General features: G+C 41.2%; 15 protein-coding genes and 1 pseudogene. 6 read left to right on the top strand and 10 right to left on the bottom strand.

Annotated features, from left to right (window positions below; genetic code table 11):
• Positions 1-134 precede the first annotated feature (134 nt).
• Positions 135-1,067, bottom strand: a pseudogene (locus H6G03_RS19585) (IS1380 family transposase); the annotation flags it as partial.
• A gap of 15 nt (positions 1,068-1,082) precedes the next feature.
• Positions 1,083-2,240 (bottom strand): IS4 family transposase, encoded by a 1,158-nt coding sequence (locus tag H6G03_RS19580; protein WP_190467144.1) that lies wholly within the window; start codon positions 2,238-2,240, stop codon positions 1,083-1,085.
• Positions 2,241-2,344: 104 nt separating this feature from the next.
• Here H6G03_RS19580 and H6G03_RS19575 point away from each other — a divergent pair, with 104 nt between their 5' ends.
• The gene (locus H6G03_RS19575; RefSeq protein WP_190467046.1) at positions 2,345-3,064 is read left to right on the top strand and encodes a DUF928 domain-containing protein; all 720 of its coding nucleotides are present in this window, start codon (positions 2,345-2,347) and stop codon (positions 3,062-3,064) included.
• Between the two features lie 16 nt (positions 3,065-3,080).
• On the opposite strand, the gene H6G03_RS19570 is transcribed toward H6G03_RS19575, so the two are convergent.
• The 5 genes from H6G03_RS19570 to kdpA all read right to left on the bottom strand — a co-directional run bounded on the left by H6G03_RS19570 (position 3,081) and on the right by kdpA (position 9,367).
• On the bottom strand, positions 3,081-4,223 hold the full coding sequence (locus H6G03_RS19570; protein WP_190467043.1) for a universal stress protein: 1,143 nt from the start codon (positions 4,221-4,223) through the stop codon (positions 3,081-3,083).
• A gap of 84 nt (positions 4,224-4,307) precedes the next feature.
• Positions 4,308-4,952: a K(+)-transporting ATPase subunit C gene (gene kdpC, locus H6G03_RS19565; protein ID WP_190467040.1), complete on the bottom strand. Its 645-nt coding sequence runs from the start codon at positions 4,950-4,952 to the stop codon at positions 4,308-4,310.
• Positions 4,952-5,233 carry a potassium-transporting ATPase subunit F gene (locus tag H6G03_RS19560; RefSeq protein ID WP_190467037.1) on the bottom strand — a complete coding sequence of 94 codons (282 nt, stop codon included), beginning with the start codon at positions 5,231-5,233 and terminating at the stop codon, positions 4,952-4,954. Before H6G03_RS19560 ends, kdpC begins: the two co-directional genes overlap by 1 nt.
• 58 nt (positions 5,234-5,291) lie before the next feature.
• A complete protein-coding gene (kdpB, locus tag H6G03_RS19555; RefSeq protein WP_190467034.1) occupies positions 5,292-7,427 on the bottom strand; it encodes a potassium-transporting ATPase subunit KdpB in 2,136 nt (711 codons plus the stop codon).
• Between the two features lie 188 nt (positions 7,428-7,615).
• Positions 7,616-9,367 (bottom strand): potassium-transporting ATPase subunit KdpA, encoded by a 1,752-nt coding sequence (gene kdpA, locus H6G03_RS19550; RefSeq protein WP_190467031.1) that lies wholly within the window; start codon positions 9,365-9,367, stop codon positions 7,616-7,618.
• 325 nt (positions 9,368-9,692) lie between these two features.
• Here kdpA and H6G03_RS19545 point away from each other — a divergent pair, with 325 nt between their 5' ends.
• Positions 9,693-10,781, top strand: coding sequence for a sensor histidine kinase (locus tag H6G03_RS19545; protein ID WP_190467028.1), 1,089 nt, complete (start codon positions 9,693-9,695; stop codon positions 10,779-10,781).
• A gap of 1 nt (position 10,782) precedes the next feature.
• The gene (locus H6G03_RS19540; RefSeq protein WP_190467025.1) at positions 10,783-11,475 is read left to right on the top strand and encodes a response regulator transcription factor; all 693 of its coding nucleotides are present in this window, start codon (positions 10,783-10,785) and stop codon (positions 11,473-11,475) included.
• 14 nt (positions 11,476-11,489) lie between these two features.
• Here H6G03_RS19540 and H6G03_RS19535 read toward each other — a convergent pair whose 3' ends face one another.
• The gene (locus H6G03_RS19535) at positions 11,490-12,722 is read right to left on the bottom strand and encodes a zinc ribbon domain-containing protein (RefSeq protein ID WP_190467023.1); all 1,233 of its coding nucleotides are present in this window, start codon (positions 12,720-12,722) and stop codon (positions 11,490-11,492) included.
• A gap of 20 nt (positions 12,723-12,742) precedes the next feature.
• Positions 12,743-13,090 carry a hypothetical protein gene (locus H6G03_RS19530; protein ID WP_190467018.1) on the bottom strand — a complete coding sequence of 116 codons (348 nt, stop codon included), beginning with the start codon at positions 13,088-13,090 and terminating at the stop codon, positions 12,743-12,745.
• Positions 13,091-13,182: 92 nt separating this feature from the next.
• Between H6G03_RS19530 and H6G03_RS19525 the strand changes: the two genes are divergently transcribed.
• From H6G03_RS19525 to H6G03_RS19515, 3 genes are all read left to right on the top strand, one after another.
• Positions 13,183-13,497, top strand: a complete 315-nt coding sequence (locus tag H6G03_RS19525) for a hypothetical protein (protein ID WP_190467013.1) — start codon at positions 13,183-13,185, stop codon at positions 13,495-13,497.
• 592 nt (positions 13,498-14,089) lie between these two features.
• Positions 14,090-14,860, top strand: a complete 771-nt coding sequence (gene crtW, locus H6G03_RS19520; RefSeq protein ID WP_407650751.1) for a beta-carotene ketolase CrtW — start codon at positions 14,090-14,092, stop codon at positions 14,858-14,860.
• A 38-nt stretch (positions 14,861-14,898) separates the two neighbouring features.
• Positions 14,899-16,185 carry a glycosyltransferase gene (locus H6G03_RS19515; protein ID WP_190467008.1) on the top strand — a complete coding sequence of 429 codons (1,287 nt, stop codon included), beginning with the start codon at positions 14,899-14,901 and terminating at the stop codon, positions 16,183-16,185.
• Positions 16,186-16,336: 151 nt separating this feature from the next.
• On the opposite strand, the gene H6G03_RS19510 is transcribed toward H6G03_RS19515, so the two are convergent.
• A complete protein-coding gene (locus H6G03_RS19510; protein WP_190467005.1) occupies positions 16,337-16,783 on the bottom strand; it encodes a nitrate reductase associated protein in 447 nt (148 codons plus the stop codon).
• Positions 16,784-16,824 lie beyond the last annotated feature (41 nt).

Here is a 16,824-nt window from a genome sequence, read left to right as displayed (position 1 = left end):
TAAAATCACCAAACCGTTACTAAATCCTCGGTAAAATCAGCTTAATTCAAAAACCTTCTCATCAGAAAATAGACTGCATATATGGTCAGTCATTGACGAGTTATGAAGTTGAGCAAGCTTCCGTAAAAAAAAAATCAACCAGTATCCTGAATCGATTGAATTCTAAAGTAAGCAATAGATAAAATATCTTGAGAGGGACAAGCACTGGTAACCGCCATTAAAATTCGTCTAGCACTCACAGTAATTCTCGCTCCCAACTTCAGGAAATTTAGACGAATTGTGCCGACGGTTGCTTGAGAAAAAGAAGTTTTAGATAAACAATGCTGACGAAAAGCTTGCATTAAAACATAAGCTATTGATGAGAACCAAAGTCTTAATTGATTACTTTGGAATGTTTGGGTTGAAGTGCGATCGGCGAACAAATCTAATTGTTGTTCTTTCAGCCGATTTTCCATCTCTCCTCTCGGACAATATTTGTCTGTATAAAGCTCTGAAGGAGAAATTTTGGCAGCAGGTAAAGAGGTAACAACATGACGAATTTTTAAGCCTTCACTTCCATAACAAACTTTGGTAACAACTCTTCTAAAGCGACTCCACGATTTTTCTGTTTGATAACATAAAGAACGATACCAAGTTGAACTAGGAACTAACTTTCCGACTACTTCTAAATCTTCATTTTTTTCAAAAAAACTTGACATTAATTCCACAATCGGTTCAAGCTTCCTTGAATATTCATTTTTAGCTTTCTCAATTGTATTATTAGCTCTTGACTTTAATTGGCTATTAGTTGCCATAGCTATCGCATATTCCACGCCCTCCTGTTTTTCGCAGAAATTAAAGATTTCTTCCCGCGCATAAGCACTATCGCCTCGTACTAAGATTTGAGTATTTGGCCATTCTTTTCTAATTAATCCAATCACTCTTTGTAATTCTTCTAATGCTCCTTCAGGCGGATCTACATTAGATGGACGGAGCTTGGCCACTAATAAATGATGCCCGCAAAAAATATATAAAGGGGCATAACATACTCCTTGATAATAATTATTGAAAAAAGCTCCTGATTGATTATGACGGGGCGACAACTATAGCTCAAAGGTAGACTGGATAAGCTTTTCGGCTGTACGACCTCGTTGATAATAAGGTAGCTTATGAGGGCTTAAAGACATCAATTGAGAAGTTTGTTGATGGAAGAAATCCAGAGATTCCACCCAAGCATAGCCATGTAGACCAATATAAAAGCTACTATGGCGGCGTTGAGTTCTTCGTTTTTCTTTCACGCGACCCACATATTTAACTACTCCCTTCCTTTTGATTTTTTCGCCAGATATGATGGCCCTGGTGTAAGCCAAAGTAATCAAAATGATTAAAGATATTAAACGCTCATCCTTCACGCCTGTTGACTCTAGATTGTAGCCACCACTCTTATAGTCCCTAAACATTTCTTCAATGCCAAACCGTTTTTGATAGGCTGATAAAGCTGCCTTCAAATCTGCCAAATTAGTCAAAATAAACCACGCTTCTTCTGCTACTTTACTCCGATATGTACGCTTCCATTTAGCTGCAATATTGGCCGAATCAAAACCTTTACTCTTGGTTAATTTAACTCCTTCTAAGTAAATTGAAAGCCCTGGCATTACACCTAATTCCTGTAATTGACGCCAAATATCTGGGGCTATTTCAATATATTCATTTCGTTTTAACCGTAGGCAAAAGTATGTCTGAGGTTGACTTCTGAGCCATTGAGCTAGGTCAACAGAACAAAATTCTCTATCTCCCAAAACGATTTTAGTATAATTACTTAATAAGGGCATGACTCGCGAAAGTACCTCTATCTGCTTGCCTGCATTTGTATTGCCTAAGTTAGGCAATACTTCAAAGTAGATGGGCATGGCTCTTTTGTCATAAATTAGACTGATAACTATCAAATTTACCAATCCCCATTGCGTGCGGTCAATTGCTATGTATAAAACTGAGTTTGGCTCAAAATTATTGGTTAACCAATTGGTCAACAATGGCCACCAAATTTTCTCGATTGTTATGTGTGGTAGCGACAGAAATCTCTGTAACTTCTTGCGACGACTTTCAAATAAGATTTTTTGGGGAAATTGATTGGCTAATTCTTCTAACTTAACTCTTCGATGCTGTTGTAGCATCGCAACTAATATATATAAAATTAAAAACTCTGCTCTTTTTAGTTGCGTTTTTAAGTGTTGGGTGTAAAATGAAGGTATTAAATTCATTTTTTTCATTAGTTAGGTCTTCTTGAGAATAGCAGACCGATTGTTGTCCCCCCGTCAGGTATATTTTTACAAAAAGGATGGCGCGATCGCAAGGAGGTATACTAATGGGAGTGTGCAACAAGAAACTACTTTTAGGGCAGATTACCTTACATTTTTTCTTGGCTTTAACAATAATTAAATCTGGCTTCGCAGACGTTGTAAATCAGCAATCTTCTGGAAGCAGTACATTGTTATCCCAGGTGTTAGAACTATTAGAATACGAACCACCGCCCAGAGGGAGACCAGAAGATACCGAAGATGGAGGTAGCCGGGGATCTTGCGACCTGTTGGCGATCCTTCCTACTCATGGATACGGAATGACTGCTGCCGAATATCCAACTTTTTGGTTTTATCTCAAAAATCAACCCTCCTTATCCAAATCCATGCAGTTGCAATTACAGGACGAACAACAAAATGTAGTTTACAAAACAACTTTTGAACTAACTCAAAGTGAAGGAATTATACAATTTCGTCTCCCTCAAACTGCACCACCTTTAGCAATTGGTAAAAAATACCGATGGATTCTTTCCTATGGTGGAATGAACGATGAAATATATACAAGCGGCGTCATCGAGCGGATTGCATTAGAACCGGAATTTGAGAGTCAATTGAAGCAAGCAACTCCACGGGAACGCCTTTATCTTTTTGCTAAAAAGCGTCTTTGGTATGACACTTTAACCGAACTAAATCAACTGCGGCGTACCAATCCCCAAGATACTGAACTCAACTCTGCTTGGACTAATTTGTTAAATTCTTTATCCCGCAAAATCAACTGCCCTTTATAGCTAGGGCGTCGTACAATTATTTATTTTGTGTGCGGATGATATGAATGTCAATTTGGGGAAGTAACCGCATCAAATTATCAATAAAAGAGCCACGCAGTAAAATTTTCCAACGAGATTTTCGACTTCTTCCCAAAACAATTTGAGTAATGCGGTAAGACTTGGCAACTTTGGCAATTTCTTCGGGAACGTTATACCCAGACACTCGCAAAAATTCTCCTTCAAATTCTCGGCACAAACGTTCGCAGGTTTCCACATGAAGTGCTTCTATCTTAGTTAAAAAGCGATCGGGATTATCAACAAACAGCGTATAAAGAGGCGCATTCATGTAACCAGCAATTCTAGCTCCTCGCCGCAAAAGTTGTACCGAATTTGGTTCTGTAGAAACGCAAACCAATACCCGTTCGTGAACGCTGATATTTTGTATTTCTAAATTTTCACCATTGCTAGTGCGGGTTGCTTCTGCAACAGCATCTCCTTCTACATTATCAGCTACCTCGCGCAGCGCTAGTTCTCTTAAAGCAATTAAATTACGACGTTGGAAGAAGTTTTGCAATGATTGCTCTACTTTCTCCATCGCATAAATTTTGCCTTCCCGCAGACGTTCTTCTAGAGTTTCGGGAGTGACATCAACGACAACTACTTCATCAGCTTCTTCCAAAAAGCGATCGGGAATACGTTCTCTGACAACAATCCCGGTAATTCGAGCTACCAAATCGTTCAAACTTTCTAAGTGCTGAATATTAACTGTGGAATATACATCAATTCCTTCCGCCAAAATAACTTCCACATCTTGGTAGCGCTTTTCCCGCTGAGAACCTGGAATATTTGTATGTGCTAATTCATCCACTAAAGCAAGCTGCGGTTGGCGAGCAATAATAGCATCGGTATCCATTTCCGTTAGCACTAAACCATTATGGCTTATTTGTTGGCGGGGAATCATTTCCAAGCCTTCCGCTTTGGCGGCGGTTTCCTTGCGTCCGTGAGTTTCCAACAAACCAATTACCACATCTACACCATTTCGCTTTAGCGTGTGTCCTTCTTCCAACATTTTGAAAGTTTTACCCACGCCTGGAGCCATACCAATAAAAATTTTATGCTTACCGCGACGCGCCGGACGGATGTAGCTACTATCTGGTGAAGATGCTTGTGGTTGATACATTTAATTGCCGCCAAAAGAATGATTTTAAAAATCCCAAATTAAAATGCAAACAAGCACATTTTAATTTGGGATTTATTATATTTACTAACTAGCAGGCTTGAGTTTATCCAAAGCTAGATTTAGCTTTAGTACGTTAACACCTGGCTCTCCAAATATTCCCAACCATCGCCCATCAGTATTTTGGTTAATTAGAATTTCTAACTGATTGGTGTCGAGTTTTCGTGTTGCTGCAATGCGGGAAATTTGCGCTTTAGCTGCTTCTGGCGTGATATGGGGATCGAGGCTAGAACCGGAAGTGTAAATCAAATCGGCGGTAGGTTTAATTCCCGCTTTTTGCAATCTGGGAATATCTCCTTCAATGCTTTTTGTGGGGTCTGGATCGGTTTTACCTTGAATGCGATCGAGCAATGCAGGGTTGCTTGGTGCTAAATTACTCGCACCAGAAACTCCGGTTTTCAGTACACCTGCTTCATCTTTGGTGGGGTCGGCAGTGCTATAGTTGGTGGTGCTGGGACGACTGTTGAAATAGCGATCGCTTGTAAATGGTTGACCGATTAAAGCCGATCCAACTGGTTGACCTCGATCGTTAGTAAGAATACTACCATTTGCTTGAAAAGGAAAAACAATCTGCCCGAAAGCGATCGTAAATAGTGGATAAATTAAGGCAGTAATTACCCAAAGTACCAGGGTAGAACGAATTGCTCTGCCTATTTCCCTTGCGAAACTCATTAGAACCTCTCCGGTACAAACATAACGAAAAATAAATAGATGGAAATTGCGATAACACCCAATCCCAACAATCCTAATGCCCAGGATTGAGGGCGGTATAATCCACCATCTGTGGCAGCATAAACTAAGGGCGCAATGAATAAGTTAATGCTGATTCCTAGAAATAGGTATAACGGTAGTTTTTGCCTGCGCCATTGTATCCAAATTTCGGTCGCTTCTTCAAGTAAGCGAGCCGTATTGTTTGGTAAGAAAATCGAGTGTTGTTTGTGAATAAGTTTCATAATGAAAGGGAAAATTACAACTGACAACTGACCACTGACAACTGACCATTGACTATTATCAAGAAAGTGGCAAGATGATATCGATTATTTTGATGGCAATGAAGGGCGCAATGATACCGCCAACGCCATAAATTAAAATGTTGCGTTGCAGTAATTGATCGGCGGTGAGAGGACGGAATTGTACGCCTCGTAATGCTAGAGGAATTAGGGCGGGAATGATTAGTGCGTTATAAATTAATGCGGAAACGATCGCAGATTGGGCGCTTTTCAATCCCATAACGTTTAATGCACCTATTCCGGCGGCGGCGAAGATGGTAGGAATAATGGCGAAATACTTGGCGATATCGTTGGCGATCGAGAATGTGGTTAATGCACCGCGAGTTATTAACAATTGTTTGCCGATCGTGACTAAATCGATCAATTTGGTAGGATCGGAATCTAAATCTACCATATTGGCAGCTTCTTTCGCCGCTTGAGTTCCCGAATTCATTGCCAAACCTACGTTTGCTTGCGCCAATGCTGGTGCATCGTTCGTACCATCTCCGGTCATTGCTACTAATTTGCCTTGAGATTGTTCGGAACGAATTACATCAATTTTGTCTTCAGGAGTAGCTTCGGCAATGAAATCATCAACTCCAGCTTCTTGGGCAATTACGGAAGCAGTAATGCGGTTATCTCCGGTCAGCATGATGGTTTTTACACCCATGCGCCGCAATTGATCGAAACGTTCTCTCAAACCAGGTTTGACGATATCTTTGAGATAAATTACGCCGTAAATATCATTGCCTTTGCAAACAGCTAAAGGTGTTCCTCCTAAGCGAGATACTCGTTCGTAAGCTTGGTCTAAAGCAGCAGGAACTTGACCGCCACGCGATCGCACGAAACCTTTAATCGCTTCTACTGCGCCTTTGCGATATTCTTCTCCATTTATATCCGTACCGCTCATTCTAGTACGAGCAGAAAATTCTACGCCTTCGCCTTTACTGGTGTCAAAATCTATCTTTGCACCTAGTTTTTCTGCCAATCGCACGATCGATCGACCTTCAGGGGTTTCATCGAAAATACTTGCAGCAAGACATACACTTCCTACTTCCTGCATTGAATGTCCGTTCGTCGGAATAAATTCATCTGCTAAGCGATTTCCTAACGTAATTGTGCCAGTTTTATCTAATACCAAAGTGTTGACATCACCGCAAGCTTCTACAGCGCGTCCAGAAGTGGCAATTACATTGAATTGCGCTACTCTGTCCATTCCTGCAATGCCGATCGCACTTAGCAAACCGCCAATTGTAGTAGGAATGAGAGCAACCAAAAGTGAAATTAAAATCGCTACACTCGCACCGCTACGCAAACTGTTTCCGGCATCAATACCAAATGCAACACTAATAAAATTGGCAATGTATCCGGCAAATGGTGGTACGGTAGCTACTACAATTAGAAATACCTGAGTTAAAACTGCTAGTAACACCGTCAAAGCAATTTCATTCGGCGTTTTAGTTCGTTCTGCACCTTCGACTAAAGCAATCATTCGATCGATAAAACCTTGACCTGGATCGGAAGTAATCCGAACGATTAATTCGTCGGAAAGTAAGCGCGTTCCGCCAGTAACGGAACTAGCAATGTCACTTCCCGGTTGTTTCAATACGGGTGCAGATTCTCCGGTAATCGCAGATTCATCAACCGAACCTATTCCTTGCGTTACTTCGCCATCGGCGGGAATCATATCGCCTGCAACTACTTTGACTAAATCGCCTCGGCGTAATTCGGTGGAATTAATCTCCTCGATTTTACCGTTGGGAAGTAATTTACGGGCAATCGTGTCAGTGCGGGTCGATCGCAGTGCGTCAGCTTGTGCTTTACCTCTTCCTTCGGCTACTGCTTCGGCAAAATTAGCAAATAGAACGGTAAAAAACAGGATGAAAGTAATAATACCGTTCAACAATCTTTGCTGGTTGCTATCTGCTGCGATCGTACCAAATAAATTGGGATCGATCGTTACTAAAAAGGTGACAATTGTACCCAGCCAAACTACGAACATGACTGGATTTTTAACTACAATTCGAGGGTCGAGTTTGACAAATGATTCTCGAATTGCTCGTTGGTAAATTCCTCTGCGATCGACTTTTGGCGTATGTTTGCGTTCGTCGCGAGGGCCACCCGGTACGCGAATTTTCTGTTTATCTATGGTTCCCATAAGTTAATAGTCATTAGTTATTGGTGGTGCTTTTCACCCGCCGTGGACTCAAGTCCACGGCTAATAGCCCAAGTCCACTGAAGTGGACTGTAGATTGGCTTTTAGTCCACTTCAGTGGACTTTCGCTTTTAGCCTGCGAATTGATTCGCAGGTGGGTGAATGGCTGGTGCAAAATGTGAAATTACTCATTACCCAATACCTTTACTAATACTAATTTGAAAAGCTTCTGCAATTGGGCCTAATGCCAGCACTGGAAAAAAGGTGAGTGCGCCCATAATTAAAATCACTCCCATCGTGATACCTGTAAACAATCCCGTATCAGTTCGCAATGTGCCGGGGGTGAAGGGAACTGCTTGTTTGCGCGACATACTATCGGCTAGTAATAGTAACGCTACGATCGGAATATATCGCCCTGCTAATAAGCTGAAACAAGTGCTTAAGTTCCACCACAATGCTGTTACAGTTGTTGGCGTACCTGTAGCGATCGCAAAAGGTGATGGTTGGGAATCTCCTAAACCTTCAAACCCAGATCCGTTATTAGCTGCGGCGGAAGCATATTCGTAAATTACTTGCGAAAGACCGTGAAAACCGGGGTTGCTAATACCTGCTAATTGGTCGGGAAAAGCAAGTGCGATCGCGCTGGGAATTAAAATAGCGATCGGGTGAACTAACAGAATTAAAAAGCTTGCCAGTACGACTTCGTTCTTTTCAATTTTCCTTCCCAAAAACTCTGGCGTCCGTCCTACCATCAGTCCGGTCACGAATACTGCTAATAACAAGTAAGCAAACAAATATGCCGTTCCCGTTCCCTGTCCGCCAAACACGATTTGCAGGAACATATTGGAGAGGGTAATAAATCCTCCATCGGGCATAAAAGAGTCGTGCAAACTGTTAACGGCACCGCACATACTGGCAGTGGTGAAGACTGCATACAATGCCGACTGCACCCAACCAAACCGAACTTCTTTTCCTTCTAAATTTGGTGCTGGACTACCTAACAAAGCATTAACTGCGGGATTGCCGTTATATTCTCCGATCGCTGTAATGATGATGAAAGCGACGAGAATTGTCAACGGAATTGAATAAACTAACCACGCTTGTTTGATATTGTTGGCGTAAATTCCGTAAGTGTAAATCAGCGATGATGGAATAGACAACATCGCCACAAGCTCAATTAAATTTGTCAATCCATTCGGGTTTTCAAACGGGTGCGCCGAGTTAATGGCAAAGAAACCGCCACCGTTTTCACCTAATTCTTTGATAATCTCGAAATGCGCTACTGGGCCGCGTGCGATCGCTTGACTGATTGCTGGATTTTCCAAAGTTGGTACTACTACCGGGCCAGCCAAAGTTTCAGGCATTCCAGCCATAATAAAAACGATCGCGCCTACGAGACTAATTGGCAACAACACCCGTGTAATTGCGCGAATTAAATCCACATAGAAATTACCCAGCGGTCTGCCTGTTAAACCTCTAATAAAAGCAATCCCCACTGCCAAACCCGTAGCTGCTGAGGTGAACATAAGGTAGCCCAGCGCTAACATTTGGCTGCCATAGCTGAGATAAGTTTCACCCGAATAATGCTGCTGGTTGGTGTTAGTAATAAAAGAAATTGTGGTATGCAGCGCCGTATCCCAAGTTGGTGCAGGTACGCCCGTTGGGTTAAAGGGCAACCATCCTTGATTCATAATAATGAAAAAGATGAGCAGACCCATGATAATATTGCTGTACAGAATTGCTCTCGCATACTGCCAACCTGTCATATCTTCTTTTGCTCGCACGCCTACCAAGGAATAGATAAATTTCTCGATCGGATTGAGAATCGGATCTAAAATGGTTTTCCGATCTTGAAAGACACGAGCCATGTAGCTGCCAAAAAAAGGCGTTATAGCTACTAAAATTAGTAGCGTCAGTGCAATCTGAATCCATCCTTGCAACATAAGGTAATTTTGGATTTGAAATTGAAATCCAAGATTTAAGGTTTCAATTTTTAAGTTACCCATTTTTGGGAATGTTTACAAGTATAAATTTATAACTAATGGGTCTTTAATTGTCGGTATATTCTTTTGGGTATAAAAGCGTTTAGAGCATTTAGAGTGTTTTATAACTGTAAGTATAGATAAATATAAACGCTCGCATAAATGGTTGTCTTTAGGTTAAGTAAACTAGACTTGAAGAATAAATTGTCAACAGTCATTAGTTATTTTCCCTTTCCACTGACTACTGACAATTGACCAATGACCAATGACCAATGACCGATGACCAATGTTTATTCATTCCAAAGATTGGCGTTTGAGAACCTTCTGGTTGATTGTCGCGCTATTTGCCATCGTTCTACTGCTGGAATACAGCACTCCATCGGACTATGTATTCGGCTATCTCTATATAGGGCCAATTTTGCTGGCAAGTACCCGTCTCAGCCGCAGAACTACTTTTACTGTTACAGTAGTTGCTTGTATCTTAACAATGCTGAATATCTGGCTTCCAGAGAATGAAGCGGTCAGACCTGCGACGATCGCAAGTCGTTTAATCGCGATCGTCGCATTGGTAGTTACGGGCATTTTAAGCGATCGCAATCGGCTTTATCAACAAACCGTACTGCAACAGCAAGCTAAACTGCAAGCACAGGAAAAACTCGTCAGCGTTCGCGAAGATTTTGCCTCCGCACTTACCCACGACCTAAAAACTCCCCTGTTAGGCGCAATTGAAACCCTAAAAGCATTTCAACAAGAAAGTTTCGGTATCGTTCAACCCACTCAGCAAACTGTTTTGGCAACTATGATTCGCAGTCACAAAACTACGCTGCAACTGGTGGAAACCTTACTGGATATTTACCGTAACGATATTGAAGGATTAAACTTGAATAGGTCAACTGTCGAGCTAGTAGAAATTGCCGAAGAAGTTGCTACTACCCTAACCGATTTAGCCGCCAGTCGTCGCGTTCACATTTCGTTTAACTACGGCGAATCCGATTTCCGCAAGTTTTTATGGGTTAAAGGCGACCCTCTCCAACTTCAGCGCGTGTTTGCTAACCTATTAACCAATGCGATCAATCATTCTGTACGCGGTGGGAAAGTGGAAGTTGTGATGGAGCCAGGTGCTTCCCATCATACGATTAAAATTATAGATAGTGGGGCGGGAGTAAGGGCTGAGGAGCTTCCCTATCTATTTGAAAGATTTTACCAAGGACAGAGCGATCGTCAAGCAAAAGGATCGGGATTGGGACTTTACCTATCTCGTCAAATTATTGAAGCACACGGCGGTACAATTTGGGCAGAAAACCGTCATCCCACTGGCGCAATTTTCGCCTTTCGCTTACCTACCTTTCCGTACCATCTCTCCCAATCTGCCTAAAATGTCTTCTCTACCCTTAAAAATTTTATTAGTTGAGGATGATGAACTCTTCCGCCTTGGTTTGCGCGTTCGGTTGCAGCAAGAGACGGGTTTTGAAGTGATCGCGGAAGCTGAAGATGGGGAAACCGCTGTGGAAATGGCTAAACGCCATTCTCTCGATATTGTTGTATTAGATATTGGATTACCGGGAATTGGTGGAATAGAGGCTTGTCGCCAACTGCGGCAATTATATTCCCACCTGCCAATTTTGGTACTGACATCGCACACGCAAAAATCTCTGATCAATCGAATTATTGAAGTTGGCGCACAGGGTTACTGTTTGAAAGGTGTACCGTCGGAAACGTTAATTTTGGCAATTCGTTCGGTTGCTGCTGGTGCTTCTTGGTGGGATTCTAATGCTACAACCGAAATTCGTGCCGCTTTTGAGAAGGAATCCATCGCTACTATATCGGAAAATTCATCTGAAAAATTTGCTTCCCCCCTCACCCGTAGAGAACAAGAGATTTTGGCATTAATTGCCGTTGGCAAAACCAATCAGGAAATTGCCGAAATGCTGTATATTACTCCTGGTACGGTGCGCGTTCACGTTCACTCGATATTGCAGAAGTTAGATGTGCGCGATCGCACTCAAGCTGCTGTCATCGCTATTCAAAGAAAATCGATCGCTCCTGATTTGCTACCCGGTGCGGAATAAACAATATAGAAAGATTATCGATCGCTCTCTATTTTATGACCGCATTTACTACAAAAATTGCTATATTTATAAGCTTTTTGGTGGCAATTTGAGCAATCGATATACTGATCGTAACCGCAATAGGGGCAGAATTCATCGCTGAGGCGAAGTTTTGAGTTACAATTAATGCAACGCACTTTTTCGATTCTCTTTTTCGCTTGAACGCGGGGATTAAAAACCCAGATTTGCAGAAGTTTAATTAAACCCAGACCCAACAAAGGTATAATCAGGATAAAGGCATAGCTGGCAATAAATACCAAGCCGCCGAACAGCTTAACAATTAGTTCGATCGCTACACGAACAAGATTGCCAAATTGAATGAATTCAAAAAACTTAATTACTAAAGGAATACAGAAGATGGCGAGTAAATGCCAACTCAGTAGGCTTTGTAAGCCTAGATTTTTGCGGATGGCTGTAGAATGCCAAATATAAGCTATGAGAATTAACGGTAAGAGAAATAAAACTTGTAATAGTAATTGTTTGTTGGGATACCAAAACTCGGCTGTAGAGTAAGCTTTTTTGAGTGTTTCATATTCAGGAGTATTACTGAGAAGTTTGAGATAAGCGTCAGCAGCCGGATTTTGAATTAATTGAGTTTGCTGCGCGACGATTTGCTTTTCCTTAGTGGCGATTTGTTGCTGATTGCGATCGATCTCCGATTTGATGCGATCGGCATTAACTTTATTGATTGATTTTTCAGTCGGTTGACCTGCAATTTTTTCGAGTAAAGTAGAATTGTATTGCCTTTGCAGCGTTTGGATTTCTTGCTGGGAAGAAGAGATTTCGTTTCGCAGCCGATCGATACTGGTTTTTAATCGGACAGTTTCAGGAGTGTTAACTGCTTTGGATAAACGGGTATGATTTGTACATAGATTGTCAACCTCACCCAGCCTGTTGGAATTGTCAACATAAGGAAGTGGAGATTGTTTATTTTGTTCGATCCGATTTTCAATCGTGCTAACTTTAAATGCAAAAGTTTCTTTCTTCTCTGCTGTTTGGTAATTTTGATAAGCGTTAAAGCAGGGAAACTCTTCATATGGGGCTAGTGGCCATTGGGAAATGCTATTTAAGCCGCTAAAGACATTGAAAAGTACAAATATATCAATTAATATGAGAATAATTAAGCTAGTTTTATTGATTGGTTCGTGGCGGATATTAGTTAATTTTTCAACAAATTTGTTGCCAATTCTTCTAAAAAATGAGAACATAACGATACCTCAATAATTGATTAAGCTTTAACTACTAATGCCGAATAATTCGTAACCTTAATGAAGCGGCGATCCTGTGCGATCGCATTGAGGTAGCCGCCTTCTATACCGTGAAAATTTTGGCTGATGTAATAGGATGGATAGAGCGGGTCGGGTTGTCGGAAGCGATACGTTGCGGAGGAAGACGCAGCGCGATCGCTCTCGGCTTGCCAGTCTATGGTAGAGTAGAATCGTAGTTTCTCTTCACCGATCGGGAAGCGAAACATCGATTTTAATAAAAGCTGCCCAATTACGTTCTGACCTCTGGACACACCAACCTCTTTCCATAGAACATAGCTACGCTGATATTCTATCAGTTTTTTTGTCAATCTTTTTAGATTTCCTATTCGGAATTATGCAATCCCAAATGTAAAATCTAAAATTCGGTCAGCAAGTTAACGCAAAATTATTGGTCTTGAGTATGAAACTACAATTCTTTAATAAAAAAATTTCCGATTCGATCAAAGTGATATCTACAGTGCTGATAACCGGCGCGATCGCATTGGAAATTTGGCATATTTATGCGGTACTAACTCACACTGAGATACCAAACAGCCTCAACCCGATTTTCGCGATCGAGCGATTTGCCGTTGTCGCCCATTTTGTTGAGGGAGTAATAGCAGCTTTTTATGCGGCTTCCAAAAACAAGACGCCCCTAGAATATGGTATTTATACTTTTTTTGTGGGTACGGTTGGTTTGTTAGAACTGTTTGACAAGTTTGAGAAGGTAGATTAGCTCGATCGATTTATTTTTGTACTGTATTGCTGGATGTGACTACAGGGGTAGCTCTTTCAGATTTATGGAAAAAATTGGTTCTTCCGTACAAAGGTGTGCTAACTTAACTCAAATTTATCGTCAAAACCTTGCGTAGCAAGGCTTTGAGATTATTTATACCCCTACTTGTCTATGCTAACTTGCTTCTGACAGGGTAATCGCTTTGAAATCCCAGCTAGCTGAGGCTTAGGACACCAAAAAACAAATCATTTGGCACACCTTTGTACGGAAGAGCCCGTAAGTCTTACGATAGATAATCTTCGGGCCGTAAGAAACTAATAATGTATCCTGAATAACAATATATTTTTACCTAATATCGTTCTTTAGAAATAAAGCTTCTTTAAAACTCCAGGCAGATATTTATTAGCTTTTGGATAGTTACTATAAAAAAGCAACCGTATTTTGTCGCGCATCGCGCCCAGCTTTAAAAGCAAAATACTAACCCTTAAAGCATTATTTTTATAGCTACTCTACTTCTTTCGGTAAGCAAGGATAGCTAAAAACTTCTGCCTAAAATAGGAACTTTCAATTCAACGATAGGTGGAGTCATAGCGTGTTTCAATCGCAACGAATATCTTTTACTTTTAATTGGACATCTTTTCACTCAACAATCCTATCAAAAGAGGCATCATATAGTATAATAATTGCTTTTATTATTATGATTGTATGGGCTATTAGCCTCACCTTTTTACTTCACTTCAACTTAGGGCAAGTTAATTTTTTATGGATATTGCTTGGCATAGTTTGGCAAACCTTTCTATATACAGGTTTATTTATTACCGCTCACGATGCTATGCACGGCTTAGTTTTTCCAAGAAACCCCAAAATTAACAATTTTATAGGTTCATTGTGCATATTAGCTTATGCCCTATTTAATTACAAAGAATTAGTAAAAAAGCATGGTTTACACCACCACAACCCTGCCAGCAAACTCGACCCAGATTTCCACGATGAAGAATCCAATAATTTCTTTATTTGGTATTTTAAATTTATGACAAGCTATTGTAATTGGAAGCAACTTATCAGTTTGATGTCGCTATTTTATTCGCTCAACTATGTATTTCATATATCCGCAATCAATCTAATGTTGTTTTGGGTTATACCCCCCTTATTAAGTTCATTACAATTGTTTTACTTTGGAACTTTCTTACCCCACCGCGAACCAGAAGGAGGATACACTAATTGTCATCGAGCGCAAACTAATCCACTACCAGTTTTCTGGTCATTTATCACCTGCTATCACTTTTGCTACCATGAGGAACATCATGAATATCCTCATCTGCCTTGGTGGAAGCTACCAGAAGCTTACAGAAGGAAGAAATAGAAAACTTTTCCATGTAAAATTCCAAATTTAAATCAAGTATGACTCACTTTGGTATAATTTGCCCTCCCTACCCCGGTCACATAAATCCTTTGTCAGCCTTGGGACGAGAGCTGCAAATACGCGGTCATCGCATCACGTTTCTGCAAATCTCGGATCTAGAATTTAAAATTCGCTCCGAAGGGGTAGACTTTTACCCAATTGGAGAGTCTATTTATCGACCGGGACTATTAGCTGAAACTTTCCAGAACTTGGCTAAATTAAGCGAAATAAAAGCATTGCGTTATTCAGTTGATTTCTGCCAAATGGTGACTGAAATTATTTGCCAAGATGCTCCCAACGCAATTAAAGCAATCGGAATTGAAGCCGTGTTGGTAGATCAACTCGAACCCGCAGGCGAAACGATCGCACAATACCTAAACCTTCCCTTTATCTGCATATCCTCCGGTCAAGCAATTCACCGACGACCGGACGTTCCACCCTTTTTCACACCTTGGAGTTACGATAATGCTTGGTGGGCGCGTCTTCGCAATCAGGTTGCTTATCACATTTTAGATCGCAGCTGCCAACCGATAATAAAAACTATCAATAAATATCGCGCTCGATGGAAGTTACCACCTTACCGACATATTTATTCTACATCCACTCAACTAGCTCACATCAGTCAACAACCTGCTGCTTTTGATTTTCCCTGTCCTAACTTGCCAAAGCACGTTCATTACGCTGGGCCATTTCGTAATTCATCACCGCGAAAAGTATCGTTTCCATTTGAGCAATTAACCGGACAACCTCTAATTTATGCTTCTCTGGGAAGCGTACAAAATACCAAAGCAGATGTTTTTTATACTGTTGCGGCGGCTTGCGAAAAACTGGATGTTCAATTGGTAATTACTCACGGAGGCGGGATGAATGCAGAAGCAGTAGAAAAACTACCCGGTTCTCCCTTAGTTGTAGAATATGCTCCGCAGCTAGAAGTGCTTGACAAAGCTAGTTTAACCATTACTCACGGGGGAATGAATACAACACTTGATTCGCTCAGCTATGGAGTACCTTTAGTTGCTATTCCCATCACCTTTGAGCAGCCAGGAACCGGATCGCGAGTTAAGTGGACGGGAACTGGGGAAGTAATTCCTGTCACTCAGTTGAGTGTTCGTAGACTCAAAAATGCAATTCAAAGGGTGATGACGGAAGATTTTTACTTGCAAAATGCTTTAAATATTAAGCAAGCAATTCGTCAAGCAGGGGGAGTCAAGCGAGCTGCCGATATTATCGAACAAGCCATCTCGGTTGGACAACCAGTGCTTCTCGAACCTGTTTGCGATCGCTAATATAGCTAGGTTTATGGTGAAAAATGTTCTTTTTTGTTACAGATTCGGGTGATGGTGGGTTACGGCACGGGAATTTAATAGTTGGTTGAAAATTTTTAATTTATCGCCTGTGCCTAACCCACCCTACGATTGAATCGGTTTTGCCGATCGCTCAAACTAAATTAAATTCTTTGAGAGCGGGTAAAAAATTGCTATTTTCGTGATTGGAACGACTGAGTTTAATCAGGGCAAATCGCTGTAAAGGTAGCAGATTTGCCCATTGTTCTGAAGTGATTGCGACATCCAATTCTTGTGCTTTTTCGCGCACGGTAACAGGCACTTTTGCTGTATCCATCCAAGCTGGGTTTTCCTCAACTGGCAAATCAGTTGCTGATGTACCCATGCGCTCTTTTATCAATAGATGTAGCATTTCTCGATAAGCTTGAATTTCTGCCGCTGTTGTGCAGGGTCGATCTACCAGCAGTTCGCGTTCTTCTTTGGTAAAGTGATTCCATTCGTTTAGTTTAAGTTTGACACCGCAAGTGTCTAACTTATAGCGCACCTGCATGGGAATGCACCGCAAAGCATCTACAAAGTCAGATTCAAATTCAAAAAACATATAGCTAGGGCGTTGGGGCTAGGGGCTAGGAGATAGGAAGG

Origin of the sequence: Aerosakkonema funiforme FACHB-1375, assembly GCF_014696265.1 — a bacterium.
Lineage (GTDB): Bacteria > Cyanobacteriota > Cyanobacteriia > Cyanobacteriales > Aerosakkonemataceae > Aerosakkonema > Aerosakkonema funiforme_A.
Note: the sequence above shows the minus strand (reverse complement) of the source record. Positions and strands in the feature narration are given on the sequence as shown.

Excerpts from the sequence above, each read along its gene's own strand:
- H6G03_RS19580 (WP_190467144.1), bottom strand. The coding sequence starts at position 2,240 with ATGAATTTAATACCTTCATTTTACACCCAACACTTAAAAACGCAACTA.
- H6G03_RS19575 (WP_190467046.1), top strand. The coding sequence starts at position 2,345 with ATGGGAGTGTGCAACAAGAAACTACTTTTAGGGCAGATTACCTTACAT.
- H6G03_RS19570 (WP_190467043.1), bottom strand. The coding sequence starts at position 4,223 with ATGTATCAACCACAAGCATCTTCACCAGATAGTAGCTACATCCGTCCG.
- kdpC (WP_190467040.1), bottom strand. The coding sequence starts at position 4,952 with ATGAGTTTCGCAAGGGAAATAGGCAGAGCAATTCGTTCTACCCTGGTA.
- H6G03_RS19560 (WP_190467037.1), bottom strand. The coding sequence starts at position 5,233 with ATGAAACTTATTCACAAACAACACTCGATTTTCTTACCAAACAATACG.
- kdpB (WP_190467034.1), bottom strand. The coding sequence starts at position 7,427 with ATGGGAACCATAGATAAACAGAAAATTCGCGTACCGGGTGGCCCTCGC.
- kdpA (WP_190467031.1), bottom strand. The coding sequence starts at position 9,367 with ATGTTGCAAGGATGGATTCAGATTGCACTGACGCTACTAATTTTAGTA.
- H6G03_RS19545 (WP_190467028.1), top strand. The coding sequence starts at position 9,693 with ATGTTTATTCATTCCAAAGATTGGCGTTTGAGAACCTTCTGGTTGATT.
- H6G03_RS19540 (WP_190467025.1), top strand. The coding sequence starts at position 10,783 with ATGTCTTCTCTACCCTTAAAAATTTTATTAGTTGAGGATGATGAACTC.
- H6G03_RS19535 (WP_190467023.1), bottom strand. The coding sequence starts at position 12,722 with ATGTTCTCATTTTTTAGAAGAATTGGCAACAAATTTGTTGAAAAATTA.
- H6G03_RS19525 (WP_190467013.1), top strand. The coding sequence starts at position 13,183 with ATGAAACTACAATTCTTTAATAAAAAAATTTCCGATTCGATCAAAGTG.
- H6G03_RS19515 (WP_190467008.1), top strand. The coding sequence starts at position 14,899 with ATGACTCACTTTGGTATAATTTGCCCTCCCTACCCCGGTCACATAAAT.
- H6G03_RS19510 (WP_190467005.1), bottom strand. The coding sequence starts at position 16,783 with ATGTTTTTTGAATTTGAATCTGACTTTGTAGATGCTTTGCGGTGCATT.